Annotated in this window: 11 protein-coding genes; 4 read left to right on the forward strand and 7 right to left on the reverse strand. The window is 68.1% G+C overall.

Annotated elements, in window-relative coordinates; translation table 11 throughout:
- Positions 1-152: 152 nt before the first annotated feature.
- The 5 genes from ACIBJF_RS44820 to ACIBJF_RS44840 all read right to left on the reverse strand — a co-directional run bounded on the left by ACIBJF_RS44820 (position 153) and on the right by ACIBJF_RS44840 (position 4,338).
- Positions 153-932: a succinate dehydrogenase iron-sulfur subunit gene (locus ACIBJF_RS44820; protein ID WP_388619912.1), complete on the reverse strand. Its 780-nt coding sequence runs from the start codon at positions 930-932 to the stop codon at positions 153-155.
- Positions 932-2,686: a succinate dehydrogenase flavoprotein subunit gene (gene sdhA / locus ACIBJF_RS44825; RefSeq protein ID WP_399183123.1), complete on the reverse strand. Its 1,755-nt coding sequence runs from the start codon at positions 2,684-2,686 to the stop codon at positions 932-934. Before sdhA ends, ACIBJF_RS44820 begins: the two co-directional genes overlap by 1 nt.
- 19 nt (positions 2,687-2,705) lie before the next feature.
- Positions 2,706-3,188: a succinate dehydrogenase hydrophobic membrane anchor subunit gene (locus tag ACIBJF_RS44830; RefSeq protein WP_399183125.1), complete on the reverse strand. Its 483-nt coding sequence runs from the start codon at positions 3,186-3,188 to the stop codon at positions 2,706-2,708.
- A 5-nt stretch (positions 3,189-3,193) separates the two neighbouring features.
- Positions 3,194-3,574 (reverse strand): succinate dehydrogenase, cytochrome b556 subunit, encoded by a 381-nt coding sequence (sdhC, locus tag ACIBJF_RS44835; RefSeq protein WP_078992583.1) that lies wholly within the window; start codon positions 3,572-3,574, stop codon positions 3,194-3,196.
- 191 nt (positions 3,575-3,765) lie between these two features.
- Positions 3,766-4,338 carry a 2-oxo-4-hydroxy-4-carboxy-5-ureidoimidazoline decarboxylase gene (locus ACIBJF_RS44840; RefSeq protein WP_399183127.1) on the reverse strand — a complete coding sequence of 191 codons (573 nt, stop codon included), beginning with the start codon at positions 4,336-4,338 and terminating at the stop codon, positions 3,766-3,768.
- A gap of 208 nt (positions 4,339-4,546) precedes the next feature.
- On the opposite strand from ACIBJF_RS44840, the gene ACIBJF_RS44845 reads away from it, so the two are divergent.
- The 3 genes from ACIBJF_RS44845 to ACIBJF_RS44855 all read left to right on the forward strand — a co-directional run bounded on the left by ACIBJF_RS44845 (position 4,547) and on the right by ACIBJF_RS44855 (position 7,333).
- Positions 4,547-6,145, forward strand: a complete 1,599-nt coding sequence (locus ACIBJF_RS44845) for a glycoside hydrolase family 20 protein (protein WP_399183137.1) — start codon at positions 4,547-4,549, stop codon at positions 6,143-6,145.
- A gap of 101 nt (positions 6,146-6,246) precedes the next feature.
- A complete protein-coding gene (locus ACIBJF_RS44850; RefSeq protein ID WP_399183128.1) occupies positions 6,247-6,801 on the forward strand; it encodes a hypothetical protein in 555 nt (184 codons plus the stop codon).
- Between the two features lie 145 nt (positions 6,802-6,946).
- Complete coding sequence (locus tag ACIBJF_RS44855; protein WP_399183130.1) at positions 6,947-7,333, forward strand: hypothetical protein; 387 nt, start codon at positions 6,947-6,949, stop codon at positions 7,331-7,333.
- Between the two features lie 42 nt (positions 7,334-7,375).
- Here the strand turns inward: ACIBJF_RS44855 and ACIBJF_RS44860 are convergent, their stop codons facing one another.
- Both ACIBJF_RS44860 and ACIBJF_RS44865 read right to left on the reverse strand, forming a co-directional pair.
- Positions 7,376-10,108, reverse strand: a complete 2,733-nt coding sequence (locus ACIBJF_RS44860; RefSeq protein ID WP_399183131.1) for an FG-GAP-like repeat-containing protein — start codon at positions 10,106-10,108, stop codon at positions 7,376-7,378.
- An 82-nt stretch (positions 10,109-10,190) separates the two neighbouring features.
- Positions 10,191-10,667, reverse strand: a complete 477-nt coding sequence (locus ACIBJF_RS44865) for a hypothetical protein (RefSeq protein ID WP_399183133.1) — start codon at positions 10,665-10,667, stop codon at positions 10,191-10,193.
- A gap of 1,429 nt (positions 10,668-12,096) precedes the next feature.
- On the opposite strand from ACIBJF_RS44865, the gene ACIBJF_RS44870 reads away from it, so the two are divergent.
- On the forward strand, positions 12,097-19,785 hold the full coding sequence (locus ACIBJF_RS44870; protein ID WP_399183140.1) for a DNRLRE domain-containing protein: 7,689 nt from the start codon (positions 12,097-12,099) through the stop codon (positions 19,783-19,785).
- Positions 19,786-19,939: the final 154 nt, after the last annotated feature.

Raw genomic sequence — 19,939 nt, forward strand, 5'->3', positions numbered from 1 at the left:
TCGCCACGGCGAGCCTTCTGTACGTGCGCATGTGTCTCCTTGATCGCGTACACACAGGAGACACACGGCGGCACGGGAGAGTTGTACGGCGAGGGCCCCGCCCCGGTGCGCGACCGGAGACGGGGCCCGAGGTGCCGCAGGCGAACGGCGGATCAGTAGCGACGCGTGATCAGCGCGCGCTTCACTTCCTGGATCGCCTTGGTGACCTCGATACCGCGCGGGCAGGCGTCCGTGCAGTTGAAGGTCGTACGGCAACGCCACACGCCGTCACGGTCGTTCAGGATCTCCAGGCGCTGCTCGCCCGCCTCGTCACGGCTGTCGAAGATGAAGCGGTGGGCGTTCACGATCGCGGCCGGACCGAAGTACTGGCCGTCGTTCCAGAACACCGGGCAGGACGACGTGCACGCGGCGCACAGGATGCACTTGGTGGTGTCGTCGAAGCGCTCGCGGTCCTCGGCCGACTGCAGCCGCTCACGCGTCGGCTCGTTCGTGTCCTTGGTGACCAGGAACGGCATGACGTCCCGGTACGCCTGGAAGAACGGCTCCATGTCCACGACCAGGTCCTTCAGGACCGTCAGGCCCTTGATGGGCTCGATCGTGATCGGCTTCTCGGGGTTGATGTCCTTGATCAGCGTCTTGCAGGCAAGGCGGTTCTTGCCGTTGATCCGCATCGCGTCCGAGCCGCAGATGCCGTGCGCGCACGAGCGGCGGAAGGTGAGGGTGCCGTCGATGTCCCACTTGATCTTGTGGAGGCCGTCGAGGACACGCTCCTTCGGGTCGATCTCCAGCTGGAAGTCTTCCCAGGCCGCCTCGGCCGAGACCTCCGGGTTGAACCGGCGGACCCGGAAGGTGACCGTGATGTAGGGGGAGTCGGCGAAACCGGGCTCGGGCTTGCCGGCCGCCTCTTCCTTGTCCAGAACAGGGGTAGCCATCAGTACTTACGCTCCATCGGCTGGTAGCGGGTCTGGACGACCGGCTTGTAGTCGAGACGGACGGTTTCCGAGCCGTCGGCGCCGACCTCGCGGTACGCCATGGTGTGGCGCATGAAGTTGACGTCGTCGCGGTTCGGGTAGTCCTCGCGGTAGTGACCGCCGCGGGACTCCTTGCGGGCCAGCGCCGAGACGGCCATGACCTCGGCCAGGTCCAGCAGGTTGCCCAGCTCGATGGCCTCCAGCAGGTCGGTGTTGAACCGCTTGCCCTTGTCCTGGATCGCCACGTTCTTGTAGCGCTCGCGCAGCTCGGCGATCTTCTCGACCGCCGTCTTGATCGTCTGCTCGGTGCGGAACACCATGACGTTGGCGTCCATGGTCTCCTGCAGCTCACGACGGAGCGTGGCCACCCGCTCGTTGCCGGTGGAGTCGCGCAGCCGCTCGATCTGCTCGACGACGAACGACTCGGGGTTCTCCGGCAGCTCGACGTAGTGCGCCTTGTGGGCGTACTCGGCGGCGGCGATGCCCGCGCGACGGCCGAAGACGTTGATGTCCAGCAGCGAGTTGGTGCCGAGGCGGTTGGCGCCGTGCACGGAGACACAGGCGACCTCGCCGGCCGCGTACAGACCCGGGACGACGGTGGTGTTGTCCGCCAGGACCTCACCCTCGACGTTGGTCGGGATGCCGCCCATCGCGTAGTGCGCGGTCGGCTGGATCGGGATCGGGTCCGTGTAGGGCTCGATACCGAGGTAGGTGCGTGCGAACTCGGTGATGTCCGGGAGCTTGGCGTCCAGCTGCTCCGGCGGCAGGTGGGTCAGGTCGAGGTAGACGTGGTCGCCCTCGGGACCACAGCCGCGGCCCTCGCGGATCTCCGTGTAGATGGAGCGGGACACGACGTCACGGGACGCCAGGTCCTTCATGACGGGAGCGTACTTCTCCATGAAGCGCTCGCCGTCCTTGTTGCGCAGGATGCCGCCCTCGCCGCGGGCGCCCTCGGTGAGCAGGATGCCCATGCGCCAGATGCCGGTCGGGTGGAACTGGAAGAACTCCATGTCCTCCAGCGGCAGACCGCGGCGGTAGACGGCGGCCTGGCCGTCGCCGGTGAGGGTGTGCGCGTTGGAGGTCACCTTGAAGAACTTGCCGCAGCCGCCGGAGGCGTAGATGACGGCCTTCGCCTGGAAGACGTGGATCTCGCCGGTCGCCAGCTCGTAGGCCACCACACCGGCGGACTTCTTGACGCCGTCGACCTCGGTGATCAGCTGGTCCAGGACGTAGAACTCGTTGAAGAACTCCACGCCCTCCTTGACGCAGTTCTGGTACAGCGTCTGGAGGATCATGTGGCCGGTGCGGTCCGCGGCGTAGCAGGACCGGCGGACCGGCGCCTCGCCGTGGTTGCGGGAGTGACCGCCGAAACGGCGCTGGTCGATGGTGCCGTTCGGGGTCCGGTTGAACGGCAGGCCCATCTTCTCCAGGTCGAGGACGGCGTCGATGGCCTCCTTCGCCAGGATCTCGGCGGCGTCCTGGTCGACCAGGTAGTCACCGCCCTTGACCGTGTCGAAGGTGTGCCACTCCCAGTTGTCCTCCTCCACGTTGGCGAGCGCGGCGGCCATGCCGCCCTGCGCGGCGCCCGTGTGGGAGCGGGTGGGGTAGAGCTTGGTCAGCACGGCGGTGCGGCTGCGCTTCGTCGCCTCGATGGCGGCGCGCATGCCCGCGCCACCGGCGCCGACGATGACGGTGTCGTACTTGTGGATCTTCATGATTCTCGCAGCCCCGTGCCTAGCGGATGTTCGGGTCGAAGGTGAAGATCACCAGCGTGCCCAGCAGGATGGTCCACACCGTGGCGGTGTACAGCAGGGCCTTCAGCCACATGCGGGAGGCCGGACGCTCGGCGTAGTCGTTGATGACCGTGCGCAGGCCGTTGGCGCCGTGCAGCATCGCGAGCCACAGCATCAGCAGGTCCCAGACCTGCCACCAGGGGGAGGCCCAGCGGCCGGCCACGAAGGCGAAGCCGATCTTGGAGACGCCGCCGTCCAGCACGAGCTGGATCAGCAGGTGGCCGATGACCAGGATGACCAGCACGATGCCGGACAGGCGCATGAACAGCCAGGCCGCCAGCTCGAAGTTGCCCCGGGTCGACTTGGGGGACTTCTTGGTGCGCTTGCGCGGCGCCTCGATCAGCGGGGCCGGGTTGTCGACGTTGTAGACGGGGGCACCCTCGACGGGGCCGACGCCGGGCGTGGTGGTTTCAGTCGTGGACATCGGCGTCAGCTCCCAAAGAGAACGCGGGCGGCGTGGCCGAGGACCGGGTAGATCGCGCCGACCATCAGGACGACCCAGACACCCATCACGGTCCAGAACATCTGCTTCTGGTAGCGCGGGCCCTTCGACCAGAAGTCGACGGCGATGACGCGCAGGCCGTTGAGCGCGTGGAAGAGGATGGCGGCGACGAGGCCGTACTCCAGCAGCGCGACGATCGGCGTCTTGTACGTGGCTACGACCTTGTCGTAGTCCTCGGGGGAGACACGCACGAGAGCGGTGTCCAGCACGTGAACGAACAGGAAGAAGAAGATGAGGACGCCGGTGACTCGGTGAGCCACCCAGGACCACATTCCTTCCCGGCCGCGGTACAGCGTTCCAGCCGGCACGGAAGAACCCTCCGGGAGCGGGGACTAGGGCCGCGCCGGCTTCACTGTCGGTCGGGCCCGGCCGGGTACGGTCCACCGGCCCTCTGCATCGTAGCGAGACGCTGCGCCGTGCTTTACGGGGGGCCTACCTTGTGTGATCAAATTGGCACCGGATGGGGGAGCGGACGCGGCTGCCGGGGCGGTGTGTGCCCCTATCTGCCGTGTGCGGGTGCGTTGTGGCCGGCCGCGCCCCGCGGCGGAGCCGCCGGGTGACGCGGCCTCGGGCCTCTCAGCAGGGCCAGCAGCCGTTCGCTCGCCAGGCGCCGCAGTTCGTCCGCCGCTGTCACCCGCTCCTCCTCGGGATCGTTCGTCAATCGTGATCGGATCGCCTCGAGGATCCGGTCGAGGGATTCGTCCGGGTGGGTGTCGCCCAGGTAGATGACGAACGCGTGTCCGAATCTCGCCTCGTAGGCGGCGTGCGCCGCGCTCAGGGCCATGTGGGCGGCCGAGTACGTGTCCTCGGGCAGGTCGGGAAGGGTTTCTCCCGCCAGGGCCTCCGACAGGTCGCTCGGTGACAGGTCGTACGCCGCCTCGTCCGCCGCGGCCAGAAGGGAGTCCAGGTCGGGGTAGGGGCGGTGGTCCGCGACGCGGTGGGACCAGCGCAGGCTGTGCAGGCAGTGGAGCAGCAGCGCGCGTGCCTCGTCGGCGGGTGCCGCGTTGAAGGCGTCGAGGGGCTTGGGGAGATACGGGTGGTGGTGGGCGGGCAGCGTGGGTCCTCGCGTCACATGTGGCGTGGCAGGGGATGCTGTGAAAGATGTGTCGTCACGTTATCGAGAGTGGTCACTGTCTGTCCGCGTGGTATCTGAAATTCACCCGGACGGGAGAGTTTCGGAGCGTCTCGATGACGGACGAAGTGCCGATCGGTCGTACGTTGGCAGCGTGACCCAGCACAAGCGCCCTGCTTCGGCGAAGCAGGTGATACGGAAGCGGGCGATGGTGGCCACTGCGGTCGTCGGGACCGTCGCGCTCGGCACGGGTGTCGGCGTGTGGGCCTCCTCAGGCGGAGGCGGCGACGGCCAGGAGGGCGGTGCGCGGCAGTCGTCGGTCGGCCCGGGGGCCGGCAGCGAGACGGCCACGCCCTCGGCGAGTCCGACGCCCCACCAGACCTATCCGCTGTCCCAGGCACCGCGCACGATCCCCGCGGTGCGCTCCCACACCCCGGCGCGCGGGCCCGGCTGGAAGCCGCAGAAGGCGGACCGGGTGGTGATCAGCGACGGGGAACTGGCCGACGAGGGCCGGCTGATCGCCGGGGAGCTCGGCCTGACCTACGCCGGGGAGAAGGACGACGTGCGGGCCGGGGACGTACGGCTGGCGCTCGGCGGCGGGGACGGGAACCAGGAGTCGTACACCATGACCGTCCGCTCGGGGCGGGTCGACATCAGCGGGCCCGGCGAGGCCGGCGTCTTCTACGGCACCCGGACCCTCAAGCAGGAGGTCCACGGCGGTGGCACGGCCCCGGAGGGGGTCGTACGGGACGAGCCGGCCAAGCCGGTGCGCGGGTTCAATCTGGACATCGCGCGCAAGCCGTACTCCGAGTCCTGGATCGAGGACCGCATCCGGGAACTGGGGGACCTGAAGTTCAACGAGCTGGGGCTGCACTTCTCCGACGACCAGGCGTTCCGGATCGAGTCCAGCACCCACCCCGAGATCGTCTCCAAGGACCATCTGACCAAGGCTCAGGTCAAGCGGATCGTGGACCTGGCGAACAGCCGGCACATCACCGTCGTGCCCGAGATCGACTCGCCGGGGCATCTGGGCGCCGTCCTCGCCGCCCACCCCGACCTCCAGCTGCGCAACGCGAGCGGCATCGCCACCAAGGGCGCGATCGACATCTCCAAGCCCGCCTCCGCCAAGCTCGTCGACGATCTGCTGAACGAGTACGCGGGGCTGTTCACCGGCGACCAGTGGCACCTCGGCGGCGACGAGTACCAGGCGCTGACCGTGAAGGACCCGCAGGCCTCCTACCCGCAGCTCGCGGCCGCCGCCCGGCAGAAGTACGGCTCCACCGGCACGGTCGCCGACCTCGCCACCGGCTGGCTGAACGACCGCGCCGGCACCGTCCGCGCGCACGACAGGACCCTGCGGGCCTGGAACGACGGCTTCTACCGCGGTACGTCGGTGCAGGCGGCCAAGGACCTGCAGGTCGCCTACTGGACCGGCAAGGAGATCGGTGCCCGGCAGCCCGTGGAGTACCTGAGCGCGGGCCGCAAGGTGATCAACTACAACGACGAGTTCCTCTACTACGTCCTCGGCCAGCCGCAGACCTTCGTCTATCCGACGGGACAGCGGATCTACGAGCAGTGGAACCCGCGGGTGCTGCGCGGCACGACGGCCGTACCGGCGAGGTACGACGGCCAGATCCTCGGCGGGTCGTTCGCGGTGTGGGGCGACTTCCCGAACGCGCAGACCGAGGCCCAGGTCGCGGCCGGCATCCGGATGCCGCTGCGGGCCACCGCCCAGAAGCTGTGGGACCCGGGCACGCCCGCGATGTCCTGGACCGACTTCCGTCACCTGGCGGACCGGCTGGGCTGACTTGGCCGAAAACCTCTGCTGTGACACTCCCGCGCCGTATCACGCAGTAAAGGGAAGTGCGGGCTCCGTAACGGTCGGCGCCCCGGCGAGGGAGACATTTCATGAGCCTGGTGGAACGGATCGCACAGGCCGACGAACGTGGACTGGCCGCCGGCGGGCTGGCTTGTTTGGATCGGTGCCTGCCCCTGCTCGGCGCCGACGACGAACTGCTGCGGCCCCTGTGGGCGAGCCTCGCCGACGGCTCCGGCTGGGGCGCGAGCCTGGAGAAGGCGCGGGCGGCGCTCGGTGCCGGGCAGCCGGACGACGAGGCCGCGCTGCTCGTCCGGCGCATGCTGGACGCGGCCCCGGCCGAGCGCACCGCCGACGCGCTGCGGCCCTGGGCCGACGCCTGCTCGGTCGCCTCCCTGCGCATCCACCGGCTGCTGGATCCGGCGGCGGACGGTACGTCGTCCGTCGAGGGGCTCGACGCCGGGCGGGCGGGGGACACGGCGGATCTGCCTCCGCTGGTCGCGGCGGAGCTGCGGCGGCAGGCGGCGGTGCTGGACCTTCTGGCCGAGCACGGTCCGCACGGCCTGCGCCGTGCGCTGGATCTGTCGATCGAGGGGCGTCGGGTGCTGCGCGCGGTGGTGTCGCGGCGGGCGCGCAGCGGGGCCTGAGCGGCTCAAACCCCCCTGTGTGCGCGAGTCCTGTGCGGGTGGTGCGGTGGACGTGGGTTAGTCCTGCGACGGTTGCCGAAACGCTTCGAAATGCGGTGACGGTTGCCTCGTCCCACTCGCTCTTCCTTATGTGACAGCCCAGTACGTGACAGCACATCAGGAGACCAGGCCGCACGCTGCGGCGAAGCCCGTGCGGTGGGCCGCGGACACCGTGGCGACCATGCGCGAGGGCGCCCGGGTCTGGCTCGACTACTCGGCGCAGAGCCTGTGGCGGGTGGACCGGATGATCGAGGAGATCCGGCGCGAGGGGCCGCCGCACGCCGCCGTCGAGAGCGTGCTGCGCGGCTTCGGTGCCTACGCCGGTGAGGTGATCGTCCGGCAGAGCGGCGCCGAGTGGTGGGCGACCGGGGGCGAGCACTGGGTGCGCACCCCCGACGGCCGGCTCTGGGACCCCATCGACGAGGCCCGGCGCGCCTACGACGGCAACGGCTCGCTGCGCCTGCTGTGCCGGGACGCGACCGGCTCCCGCTGACCGGCCGGGGCCCGCACGCGCGGCGGGCCCCGGCCGGGAGCGTCACGGCGTCAGGTTCGTGCCCAGGGCCGCGTCCGTCGGCGTACCGAGGGCGGACTTGCTGAGCACCGCCGTCTGGGAGTAGCCGAGGCCCGTGCTGTTGCTCGGCAGGTACATCAGGATGCCGTCGCCGCCGTCCTCGCCGCCCACGCCGAACGTCAGGTCGGCCCGCCCGTACCCGGACAGGTCGGTCAGCGACACCGCCGTCCCGAGCTGGTCGCCGCTCTCGGTGGAGCCGGGGACGCCCGAGGTGTCCTGCGAGACCGCGATCGCGCCGGTGCCGGTGATGCCGGTGGAGCCGCCCTTGAGCAGGATCGCCTGGCCGGCGTTGGTGCGGTTCACGCTGTCGCGCGTGATGTCCTCGTTGGGGACGCCGGTCAGCACGTCGGGGTAGCCGTCGCCGTTGTAGTCGCCGGCGGAGACCGACCAGCCCATGGCGTCACCGTCCTCGGCGGCACCCGGCACGCCGGAGGTGTCCTGGGTGATCGTCTTCATGCCGGTGGTGGTGAACCCGGTGGAGGAGCCGAGCAGCATGGTCACCTGGCCGCCCTTGTAGGCGCCGGACTCCGAGGTGTACGGCTGGCCGACGACGATGTCGTCGTAGCCGTCGGCGTTGAAGTCGGCCGAGGCGATGGACCGGCCGCCCTTGACGCTGAGCACGCCCGCCTTGGTCAGCCCGCTCGCCGAGCCCGCGAACCGGACCACCCGCGAAACGCCGCCCGAGTCACGGTAGTTGAGGGCGACATCGGTGTATCCGTCCCGGTTGAAGTCGCCGGTCGCGGCGTCCGGGTACGCCACCGCGCCGGTGGACGTGGTGAGCGTGCCGGAGGTGGTGGCGCCGCCGGTCAGCCGCACGTTCCAGTTGCCGCCCGCGCCCGTGCCGGCCGAGAACAGGTCCGCCTTGCCGTCGCCGTTGAAGTCGCCGACGGTGACGGTGGAGCCGAGCTTGGCGCCCGCCGCCGTGACACCCGAAGTGGTGTATGTGAAGCCGGAGTTGAGGCCCGGCCCGTACAGCACGGTCACCGCGCCCCGGTCCGCGTTCCCGCTGGTGTCGTCCTCGCCGGGCGCGCCGATCGCGAGGTCCGCGTAGCCGTCGCCGTTGACGTCGCCCCAGGCGGTCGAGGCGCCGAAGTCGTCGCCGGTCTCGGTGGTGCCGGGTACGCCGGTGCTGTTCTGCGTGAGGGTGACCTTCGACGCCGTGACCGGCCCGTCGACGCCGCCCGGGACCACGGTCAGCGAGTTGGCCTTCGGGGTGCCCGCGACCAGGTCGCTGACGCCGTCCCGGTTGTAGTCCGAGGTGCGCAGGGCGTGCGAGACGCCCGGGGTCTTGGCCAGCGCGGCGATCAGGGAGAGATTCTTGTACAGGTTGTCGCCGGGACAGGCCGTGGCGTTGGTGTCCCGGTGGCCGAAGACGCGCGGCAGCGTGATCGACGTGCCCTTGTCGACCAGGTTGCCGTCCTGGCCCTTCGGGCTGCCCGAGGTCAGCGTCACCTTGCCGGTCGGGTCGATGCCGTACATCCCGAACTTCCAGGCGATGATCCGCGCGATCGCGTCGAGCGCGGCCCGGGACGGCTGCGCGGTCACGTAGTTGCCGATGTACGAGATGCCGACCGTGTTCGTGTTGAACCCGATGTCGTGCGCGCCGATCACCGGCAGATCCATGCCGCCGCTGCGGCCCTCGAAGATCTGGCCGCACCTGTCGACGACGAAGTTGTAGCCGATGTCGAAGAAGCCGCGGGCGAAGTGCTCCTGCTGGATGGAGCGCATCCGGGCCCGGGACTGGGCGCAGGACAGGGTGTTGTCGCTGTCCATGCCGGTGTGGTGGATGACCGCGGCCTTGATCTCGGTGCCGTACTCCGGCGTGCCGTTGTAGTCCGTGGACGCGCCCCACTCGGCCTGCGTGGTGATCGGCGGCTTCGCGACCGTGGAGGGCCGGGGGGCCGGGACGGTGCTGGAGGGCGACGGGGAGGCGGAGCCGGACGGTGACACCGAAGCGGACGGCGGATCCGACGGGACGGCCGAGTCACTCGGCGAAGGCGAGCCGGAGGGGACCGCCGAATCGGAAGGGACCGCCGAATCGGAAGGAACCGCCGAATCGGAAGGAACCGCCGAATCGGAAGGCGCCGGAGAATCCGTCGGGGCCGGGGAATCCGTCGCCGGGGCGGTGGTCTCCTCCGCGTACGCCGCGGGTTCCGTGGTGCCCTTGGGATCGGTGCCCGGGTCGAGCAGCTTGACGTCCATGCCGGCCGGCTGTCCGCCCGCCTCGGTGCCGTCGGCGTTCACCAGGCGCACCTGGACGCCGTCGGAGTCACCGGTCCACAGCGAGGCCGTACCGCCGCGGATCGCGTCGCCCCGGGCCCCTTCCGCGCCGTCGGCCTGGAAGGGGTCGTCCTGCAGCTTCTGCCAGGCCGACCACTTGCCGCTCTCCAGGTCCCGGGTACGCACCTCGGGCGTGCCCTTGCTCTTGGCGTCGGGGTCGTCCCAGGTCAGCAGGACCGCGCTGAAACGGTCCGTGTCCTTCTTGTCGAGGCTCTCGCGGCCCGAGCCCTTGCTCTCCAGCTTCAGCGTGTGGATCGACGCCTTGCGGCTCTGCCCCTTGCCGTCGGACTGCGCGCCCGGATCCGCGATCGCGTACGTGACGATGCCCGCACCGCTCAGGACGACCGCTCCGGTCGTCAGCCAGGCCCTTCGTTTCAGGCTGAGCGGTTTGTACGCACGGGTCCTGCGAGGACTCAACTACCCCACCCCTAGAAATGAACACGATGACACCACCTGTCACACAGGCGGCACTTGTAGAGCGCACGGAAAGGTCCGGACGTCACCCGGTCTTGGCGGGCGCCGGAGAGGCGAGCTCGGCCTGGCAGGTGGCGCGCCCGAACTTCCCGTACGCGGAGGCGGTCTGGACGTGCCTGCCGCGGACGGCGAGTGAGCAGCTGGCCTGCCCGCCCTTCTCGCCGAGCGTGATCGAGACCAGCGGCGGCCGCCCCAGCGGGACGTCCACGGTCTTCTTCCACGGCAGCGCGACCGCACGGTCGACGGTGGCGGAACCGGTTTCACTGCGGCCCTGGTAGGCGATGTCGGCGGTGCCGTCGCCGGTCACCTCGTACGTCACGGCCGCGGTCGGGACATGCGGCTTGGCCGGCTTGTCCTTCGTGTCGAGCACGCCGTACAGCACGAGTCCACCGCAGAGGGCGACCAGCGCCCCGGCGACGGTCAGGGAGCGCCAGTCCAGGCCGCCTTCGGATGGCTCCTTTTCCGAGGATTCCGTGGATTCCGTGGGCTCCGTGGATGACATGGGTTCCGCTTTCGGCTCGGCAGCGTTTGCCGGCACTCGCGCATGGAGTGCCGAGCCGGGGTTTATAGCGCACAGGAAAGCCACAGGCCAGCGAGCGGAAGAATCGGGCGAATCGACGCCAGGAAAACATGGCTCCGACCCAAGGTGAGGTCAAGTGTCCTTTTTACGTTAGCAATTGACAGGACATCACCGAGGTGATTAGAACGGCGCCCGCCACACAGGAAGAACACAGCGAGAACACGGTGAGGAGCGACTGAAAGCGCCAGTCGGGCGCGCTTCCGCGTGGCACGGCTCGACACAGTCTCCGGCCGGGATTCCCCGGTTCGGAAGTTCGGCGTGCCCGCATTCGCCCTGGCGCACGCGCGCGCAAGGGCGTCGGTGAAAACGCGGGTGCGCCACCAAAGAAAGGGCACTGGACGTGAAAGTCCGATATGGGAGATTGATCTCCTGCCTTGTCGTGTCGGCGGTGGCAAGTACCGCGCTGCCGCAGATCGCCTATGCCGTACCCGAGTCCGATTCCGGATCGGGCGGCCACGACAAGGGCATCGTCGACACCGTCAAGGGTTGGTTCACGGACGACGACCACCACCTCGACAAGCCGCCGTCCCATGACGAACTGGACGTGGCCGACCGGCAGAAGCTGCCGAAGGGCAAGAAAACCCCGAAGGCCCGGCGGGTCAAGGAGCTGAAGGGGCGGCGCACCTCGACCGCGCGGTTCTGGCAGTTGTCCGACGGCCGGGTGCAGGCGGAGCTGTCGGCGGTCCCGACGTCGTACCGCTCGGGCTCCGGCAAGAAGGCGACCTGGAAGCCCATCGACACGGCCGTCCACGCGACGGACGCGAAGGGCTTCGACTACGCCAACACCACCAACGACGGCCGGAGTTGGTTCGGCTCGGACGCGGACCACCTGATCCGGTTCCGGTCACCGGACGGCCGCACGGTCACCCTCGGCCTGGAGGGCACGCACGGCGCGCTGAAGCCGGCCGTGAAGGGCTCGACGGTCACCTACAAGGACGCGGTCAACGGCGCGGACCTGGAGTACGGTGTCGGCCCCGGCCGGGTGAAGGAGAACATCACCCTCGCCGAACGGCCCACCGCCCCGTTGAAGTTCACCTTCACCCTCGACACCGACGGTCTGGTGCCGAGGGCCCGCAAGGACGGCTCGATCGCCCTGTACGGCGCGCTGCCGAACACGCCGGTGATGGTGATCCCGGCGCCGTTCATGACGGACGCGAAGAAGGCGGACAAGTCCGTCTTCGGCAAGACCTACAGCACGGCCGTACGGCAGCAGCTGACCCGGGACGGCAAGTCCTGGAAGCTGACCGTCACGCCCGACGCGAAGTGGCTGGCGTCGAAGGACCGTCAGTATCCGGTGGTGATCGATCCGACGATCACGATCGCGCCGTCGCCGACGGACTCGCAGGACGTGATGGTCCTGTCGGACCAGCCGACGACGAACTTCAACACCTCCTGGAAGCTGTCGGTCGGCCGCACGGCCACCGGCACGGCCCGCTCCCTGATCAAGTTCCCGCTGAGCGAGATCCCGTCGGGCACGAAGATCGACTCGGCGCGCCTGGAGATGTACTTCGACAACGCCCACGACGGCGGCGGCACGAAGGTGCCGGTCGAGGTGCACCGGATGACCAACCCCTGGGACGAGACGTCGGCGACCTGGAACAGCACCAGCGCGTACGTCGGTGAGCTGTCCGGCACCAGCTACACGGTGGACGACGGCGACGCGGGCACCACGGCGGCCACCGGCTCCTGGCCCGCGACGACGTCCTCGCTCGCGCAGTACGGCATCAACGGCGACTACCACTACAACAAGGACACGGTCGCCGGGGACACCTACACCTGGCAGCCGAACATCAAGGACGCGGGCACCTACCAGGTCGACGTCCACTACGTCGCCGCCACCGACCGCGCCACCAACGCCCCGTACACGGTGACGTCCAAGACCGGCTCCACCACCTACACGGTGAACCAGCAGTCCGGCACCAACGGTGTCTGGGCCCCGCTGGCGGGCGGCGCGCAGATCGACTTCGCGGCGGGTACGGCGGGCAAGGTCGTCCTCGGCGACGGCCCGGCCTCCGCGACCACGGCGGTGATCGCGGACGCGGTCCGCTTCACCAACCCGGCGATGATCAACAAGGACATCGGCGAGTACAGCCAGTGGCACAAGTTCCCGGTGACCGACACCGTGCAGCAGTGGCTGGACGGCACCTCGGTCAACAACGGGTTCATCCTCAAGGCCGCCGACGAGTCGACGGCCGGCCCGATGGGCGGTCCGCGCTACGAGGCCGGCGACGGCGACTACGGCGGCGAGACGTCGACGATCCCGCGGCTGACGGTGACGTACGGCAAGGTCGGCACCACGCTGAACTCGCCCACCGTGGTCCACGGCACCGGCCCGGAGCTGAGCTGGAAGGCCTACTCGAACACCACCGGTGACCCGAACAACGATATCGTCGAGTACCAGCTGCACCGCTCCACGCAGCAGGCGTTCACCCCGTCCGCGGCCACGCTCGTGGCGCCGATCGACAAGTCCGCGACGGCGTACATCGACACCACCGCGACACCGACGCCGGACTCCTCCTCGGTGGAGATCGGGCGGTCGTACTACTACCAGCTCGCGGTGAAGACCAAGGACGGCCAGCTCCTCGGCTCCCCGACCCGCATCGTCGGCGTGCCCAAGGCGGGCCGCACGATGCGCCTGATCCAGGGCACCACGCCCGGCGTCACGGACACCACGCTGTCCTCCGCGACCCCGACCACCAACCTGGACACCGTCAGCCGGGACGGCGTGGGCCAGAAGTGGCTGAGCGTGGGCAACAACACGCCCACGAACTCCACCGAGAAGACCCGCGCGGTCATGAAGTTCCCGACCAGCGCGATCCCGACGACGGCCACGGTGCTGGAGTCCCGCCTGTTCATGTGGGGCGCGGAGACCACCACCAAGACCAACGGCGCGATCTACGAACTCCACGGCCTGAACAAGGACTTCACCGAGACCCAGGCCACCTGGAACAACGCCGCGACCGGCACGGCGTGGACGACGGCGGGCGGCGACTACTCGGGCACCGTCTCCGACACGGTGGCTTCGGTCTCCGACGTCGGCCGCCATTGGTGGGACGCGACCTCCCTCACCCAGGGCTGGACCCGCACCCCCACCTCCAACCACGGCGCCCTCATCAAGCTGAAGGACGAGACCGCCACGGGCCCGCAGGAACAGACCATGTTCCTGGCCTCGGAGACCGCCGACCAGCAGATCGGCCCGCTGCTGCGCGTGATCTACGTCGACTCCACGACGGACGACACGTACTACGCGCCGCAGACCCCGGCCCGTATGACGCCCAACTCCCAGTACACGGTGGACTTCACGGTCACCAACACCACGTCGAGTGCGTGGGCGACGGGTGAGCGGGTCCTGTCGTACACCTGGCAGCTGCCCGACGGCACGGACGTGACGAACGGCGGCAACCAGCTCTCCACCGCCATCCCGGCCCTCTCGCCCGGCCAGTCGACGACCATCCAGGCGCAGGTCAAGACCCCGATCAACTCGGACTCGGGCAGCAAGCGCACCAAGTACGTGCTCGGCTGGGACGTCAAGAAGGTCTCCGACGGCAGCTGGCTGTCGGCCGGAACCGGGGGCATACCGCCGCTGAAGCAGAACGTGGCGGTGGAGGACCCGACGTCGAATGCGCTGGGCCTGGAGAAGTTCTACTCCTACACGGGTAAGAACACGGGCGCCGGTTCGACGGTGATGAACAACCTGGCCTCCGGCAACACGGTGTGGTCGTACAACGCGTTCAGCAACCCGGGCCGTGGTCTGACGACGTTCGCGCGGTTCGCGTACAACTCGCTGGACACCGACAACACCACCGGTGGCACGGGCGCGGGCTGGTCGGCGCAGCTGGGCGGGCCCATCCGGCTCGGCGCACAGCTGGACTTCCACCCGAACCCGGTGCAGAACGCGAGCGAGATCCGGCTGCCTGACGGGGATGGCACCACGCACGTCTTCACCAAGCAGCCCGACGGTTCGTGGAAGGCCCCCGCGGGCGTCCACTACCGCATCACGATGAAGGCGGGCCTGGACTGCACCCCGGACAAGGACCCGGTCCCGGACGCCTGGACGCTGCTGCGCCCGGACGGAACCCGCTTCCTCTTCGGCTGTGACGGCTACCTGACGTCTGTCGTGGACAAGAACGGCAACACGCAGACCTACACCTACGAGCAGCACAAGACGCAGGGCAAGGCGGCGAAGTTCCTCGCCTATGTCACCGACCCGGCGGGCCGGCAGTCCCTGACGCTCGACTACTACAAGAAGGGTGACGCGTCCTACAGCTACATCGACGGTACGGGCTCCAAGGTCACCGGCACGAGCCTGACCGACCCGGACATCTACGACCACCTGAAGTCCGTCACGGACATCTCGGGCCGCAAGGTCTCCTTCTACTACACGGTGGAGGGCCTGCTCGGTCAGTTCACCGACGGCGACGGCTCGTCCCAGCCGAAGAACTTCAAGTTCACCTACGACGCCACCCAGGGCAACAAGAACGTCAAGCTGGTGACGGCCACGGACCCGCGCGGCCACGACACCAAGCTGGCGTACTACGCGCCGCAGAACGGGGACGACCCGAAGTACCACTGGTGGACGAAGACCATCACCGACCGCCTCGGCGGTGACACCGGCTTCGCCTACGCGGCCGACACCGCGAACACCAAGTTCACCGACACCACGGTCACGGACGCCGAGACGCACGCCACGAAGTACGTGACGGACGACTTCGGCCGCCCGGTCCAGACGACCAACGCCAAGTCGCAGACCACCAAGATGAGCTGGGACGCGGACAACAACGTCACGTACCTGGAGGAGGACAACGGCGCCAAGACCGCGTACTGCTACGACCAGAAGACGGGCTACCCGCTCTGGCAGCGCGACGCGGAGAACAACAAGGCGGGCGTGCCGGACCAGACGTCCACCTGCGTCTCCGACACCACCAAGTGGCCGGCAAATGCGGCGAAGTACGAGTACCAGACCCGCGCGGACGGTTTCTCGGCGGACCTGTTCCGCAAGACCTCCCCGGAGGGGCGGGCCTGGCAGTTCGGCTATGACTCGTTCGGGAACCTGAAGACGGTCACCGACCCCAAGGGAGTCGCGACCACCACGGTGCCGGACGACTACACCACGAAGTACGACTACGACGCCTACGGCGAGCTGACCAAGGCGACCGACGCCAACGGCAACCCGACGACGTACAGCGGCTTCGGTGACACCGGTTACCCGGCGACGATCACCGACGCACTGAACAAGTCCACGTCGTACGTCTACGACGAGCGTGGCCAGGTCACCCAGGTCACCGACGCCAACAATAAGAAGACCACGCAGACGTACGACACGTTCGGCCGTCCGTTGGTCAAGACCGTGCCCAAGGACCAGACCGCGGGCGTCCTGATCACCACTCCGGCGCCGGTCTACGACGCCAACGACAACGTCACTTCCTCCACGGCCACGAACGGCGCCGTCTACCAGGCGGTGTACGACGCGGCGGACCAGGTGACGTCGCTGGAGGAGCCCAAGGACACCACCACGTCCGATGCCCGGGTGACGAGCTACACCTACGACAAGGTGGGCAACGTCAAGTCGACTACCGAGCCCAAGGGCACCCTGACCACGTCGGACACCACCGACTACGTCACCACCAACAACTACGACGCGATCTACCAGCTGACGTCGGTGGTGAACGCCAACCAGGACACCATCAGCTACGAGTACGACAACGTCGGCAATGTCGTCACCGTCATCGACCCCAAGAAGAACGCGACGACCGACACGACCGACTACACGACCAAGACGACCTACGACCTGGACCACCGGGCCACGGTCGTCACGGACGCGGCTGGCAAGACCAACAAGAAGGGATACGACAAGGACGGCCTGGTCACCTCGGCCACGGACGCCGAGAACAACACCACGCTCATCACCTACGACGAGCGCGGCAAGCAGACCGAGGTCAAGGTCCCGCACGACGGCATCTCGACGATCACCTACAACACGACCAGGTACGAGTACGACCAGGTCGGCAACACCACGAAGGTGATCACCCCTCGGGCCGTCGCGGCGGGCACGACCACGGCGTTCACGCAGCGCACCGATTACGACGCGCTGAACCGCCCGGTCAAGCAGTACCTGCCCTACGACCCGGCCGACTCGCGCTACAACGACCCGAACGTCTACACCCAGACCACGTACGACGCGGTCGGACAAGTGGCCTCGACGTCTCTGCCGCCGTCCGACGGGCAGACGGTCCGCAACACCACCAGCTACGACTACTTCGACAACGGCTGGGTGAAGAAGTCCACGGACCCGTGGGACATCGCCACCACCTACGACTACAACGACCTGGGCCAGCAGACGGCCCGGACGCTGACGTCGGCGGGCGGCTCGTCGAACCGCACGATGACCTGGTCGTACTACCCGGACGGCAAGCTGAAGTCCCGGTCGGACGACGGCGTGCCGGTGGGCAGTGCGGTGGTGCTGGTCGACAACTCCGACACCCAGAACACGGCGAAGACCGGTACCTGGACCTCCGGTAACCTCACCGGCCAGCAAGGTTACGACCACCTCAGCCACGCGGCGGGCACGGGTACGGACTCCTTCACGTGGACGCTCAACATTCCCAAGGACGGCACGTACACCGCGTACGTGAAGTTCCCGAAGGTGACGGGCGCCGCGACGACGGCGAAGTACACCCTCACGTACGACACCGGCACGGTGGACAAGACGGTCGACCAGAACGCCAACACCGGCACCTGGGTCTCTCTCGGCAGTTACGCGTTCAAGCAGGGCAACGCCTCGAAGCTGCAGCTGTTCCAGAACAGCGGCGGCGCCGTGGTCGCCGACGGCGTGAAGCTGGTCCGTGACAACTCGGCCGACACCGACAACGAGAAGAAGACGTTCGCGTACACCTATGACGCGAACGGCAACATGACCTCGATCGACGACACCTCGTCGACCGCGAAGATCGACAACTACGGGATCACCTACACGGGCCTCAACCAGGTCCAGAAGGTGACCGAGTCGCTGACCGGCACCGCCAAGAAGACGACGTCGTACTCCTACGACGGCGACGGTCAGCCGGAGACCATCGACCACTCGGACCAGTACTCCAAGTACACGTACGACACTCGTGAACTGGTCAAGACGGTCTCGGTCGGCAAGTCCTCGACGGATACCTCCCCGAAGGTGACGTCGTACACCTACACCGACCGCGGTCTGCAGCTCCAGGAGACGAAGGCCAACGGCAACACCGTTGACTACACGTACTTCCTGGATGGCCTGGTCAAGTCCACCACCGAGAAGAAGTCCGGCGGCGCCCTCGTCTCCTCGCACACCTACGGCTATGACCCGAACGGGAACAAGTCGCAGGACGTGACGCGGAAGATGAACGCCGACAACCACTCGGCGTACCTCGACTCCACCACGGACTACACCTACGACCCCGCCGACCGGCTGAAGCAGGCGGTCAAGACGGGCAACGGCGCGGGGACGGAGACATACGTCCACGACAACAACGCCAATGTCATCAACCAGACGGTTCAGGACATCACGACCGCGTTCAAATACGATCGCAACCGCCTGCTGACGGCGACCACGTCCGGAGCCTCGGCCAACTACAACTACGACCCGTTCGGCCGCGAGGAGTCCGTCACCACAAGCGGTCAGGTCGTCCAGCGGAACACGTACGACGGTTTCGACCACGTCATCAAGTCCGAGAAGGCGGACGGCGCTGGCGCCCTGAAGGCGACCACGTACGCCTTCGATCCACTCGACCGCACCACCTCCGAGACCACGGCCGGCAAGACGACGGACTACGAGTACCTGGGTCTGTCGCAGCAGGTGCTGGACGAGAAGGTCGCCGGCGCGCTGACCAAGTCGTACCAGTACAGCCCGTGGGGCGAGCGGCTGTCGCAGATCAAGTACAACGGCGACGGCACCACCGAGGACGGCTACTACGGCTACAACGGCCACTCCGACGTCGAGACCCTCACGGACGGCAACGGCGACACGAAGGCGACGTACGGCTACACGGCGTACGGATCCGACGACACGTCCGAGTTCACGGGCATCGACAAGCCGGACGCGGCCGACCCGACGAAGGAGGCGTACAACCCGTACCGCTTCAACGCCAAGCGCTGGGACGCCCAGTCCGGCACGTACGACATGGGCTTCCGTGACTACGACCCGGGCCTGAACCGCTTCACCACCCGGGACATGTACAGCGGCGCCCTGGCCGACATGAACCTCGGCGCGGACCCGTTCACCGGTAACCGGTACGCGTTCGCCGGAGGTAATCCCACCACCAACATCGAGCTCGACGGTCACAGCTGGTGTGACTGGTGCTCGGACGCCGTGGACTGGGTCTCCGACAACTCCGACACTCTGTCCAACATCGGCGGCGACCTTCTCGAGACCACGGTCGGCGTGGCGGGCATGTTCGGTGGTGTCGACATGATGCTGGGCGGCGCTGCGATGTGCATCGCCGGCGGCATCGAGACCCTCGGCGGGGCGTGTGTGGCGGGCGGCGCGATGGCCGTATCCGGCTTCGCGACCGCGGCCGCCGGGGCCACGGCGGCCGTCGACGGAGCGACCAGCCTGGGCAAGGACCTCGGCAATCTGCGAAGCTCCGACAGCGGTTCGTCGGGCGGTGGCGGTGGCAGCAGCGGTGGCAGTGGTCCCCGCTTCGACCCGTCGGACCCTGGTGCGCAGAACCCGGACATCATCTGGAAGACCGACAAGCATGATGGCTGGCAGCACACGCTCGACGGGCATCGCATCGGTGGCAAGGAATACGATCCGGATTGGGATGGTGCCTTCATAGGTAAGGGCAAGAAGGTCCAACAGTGGATTCAGCAGGTTGTGAAGAACAACCCTGCCAAGCCCAACTCCGAAGGACGTGACGGGTACGTCTACGAGGGAAGGATCAATGCGGGTCCCGACGGTGTCGGAATCATGGGCAGAATTCCGTCCCAAGGCCTGGGAACCAACAGGGCGTACGGGATCAAGGTCATCCTCAACCCGGATGGCAGCCTGAGAACTGCTCACCCGATTCCCTAGGGATCCGGTCGCCTGACATGTCGGGGGGCGGCCCCCCGCCGCGGGGGGGGGGGGGGCCCGGGCGCCCGCCCCCCCCCCCCCCCCAAAAAAAAAATATGTGGGGGTAATTATGTAATAGGAGTTTTTCGGGGAACACAAAGGCGGCCACCCGGAA

Source organism: Streptomyces sp. NPDC050743 (genome assembly GCF_044456925.1).
Lineage (GTDB): Bacteria > Actinomycetota > Actinomycetes > Streptomycetales > Streptomycetaceae > Streptomyces.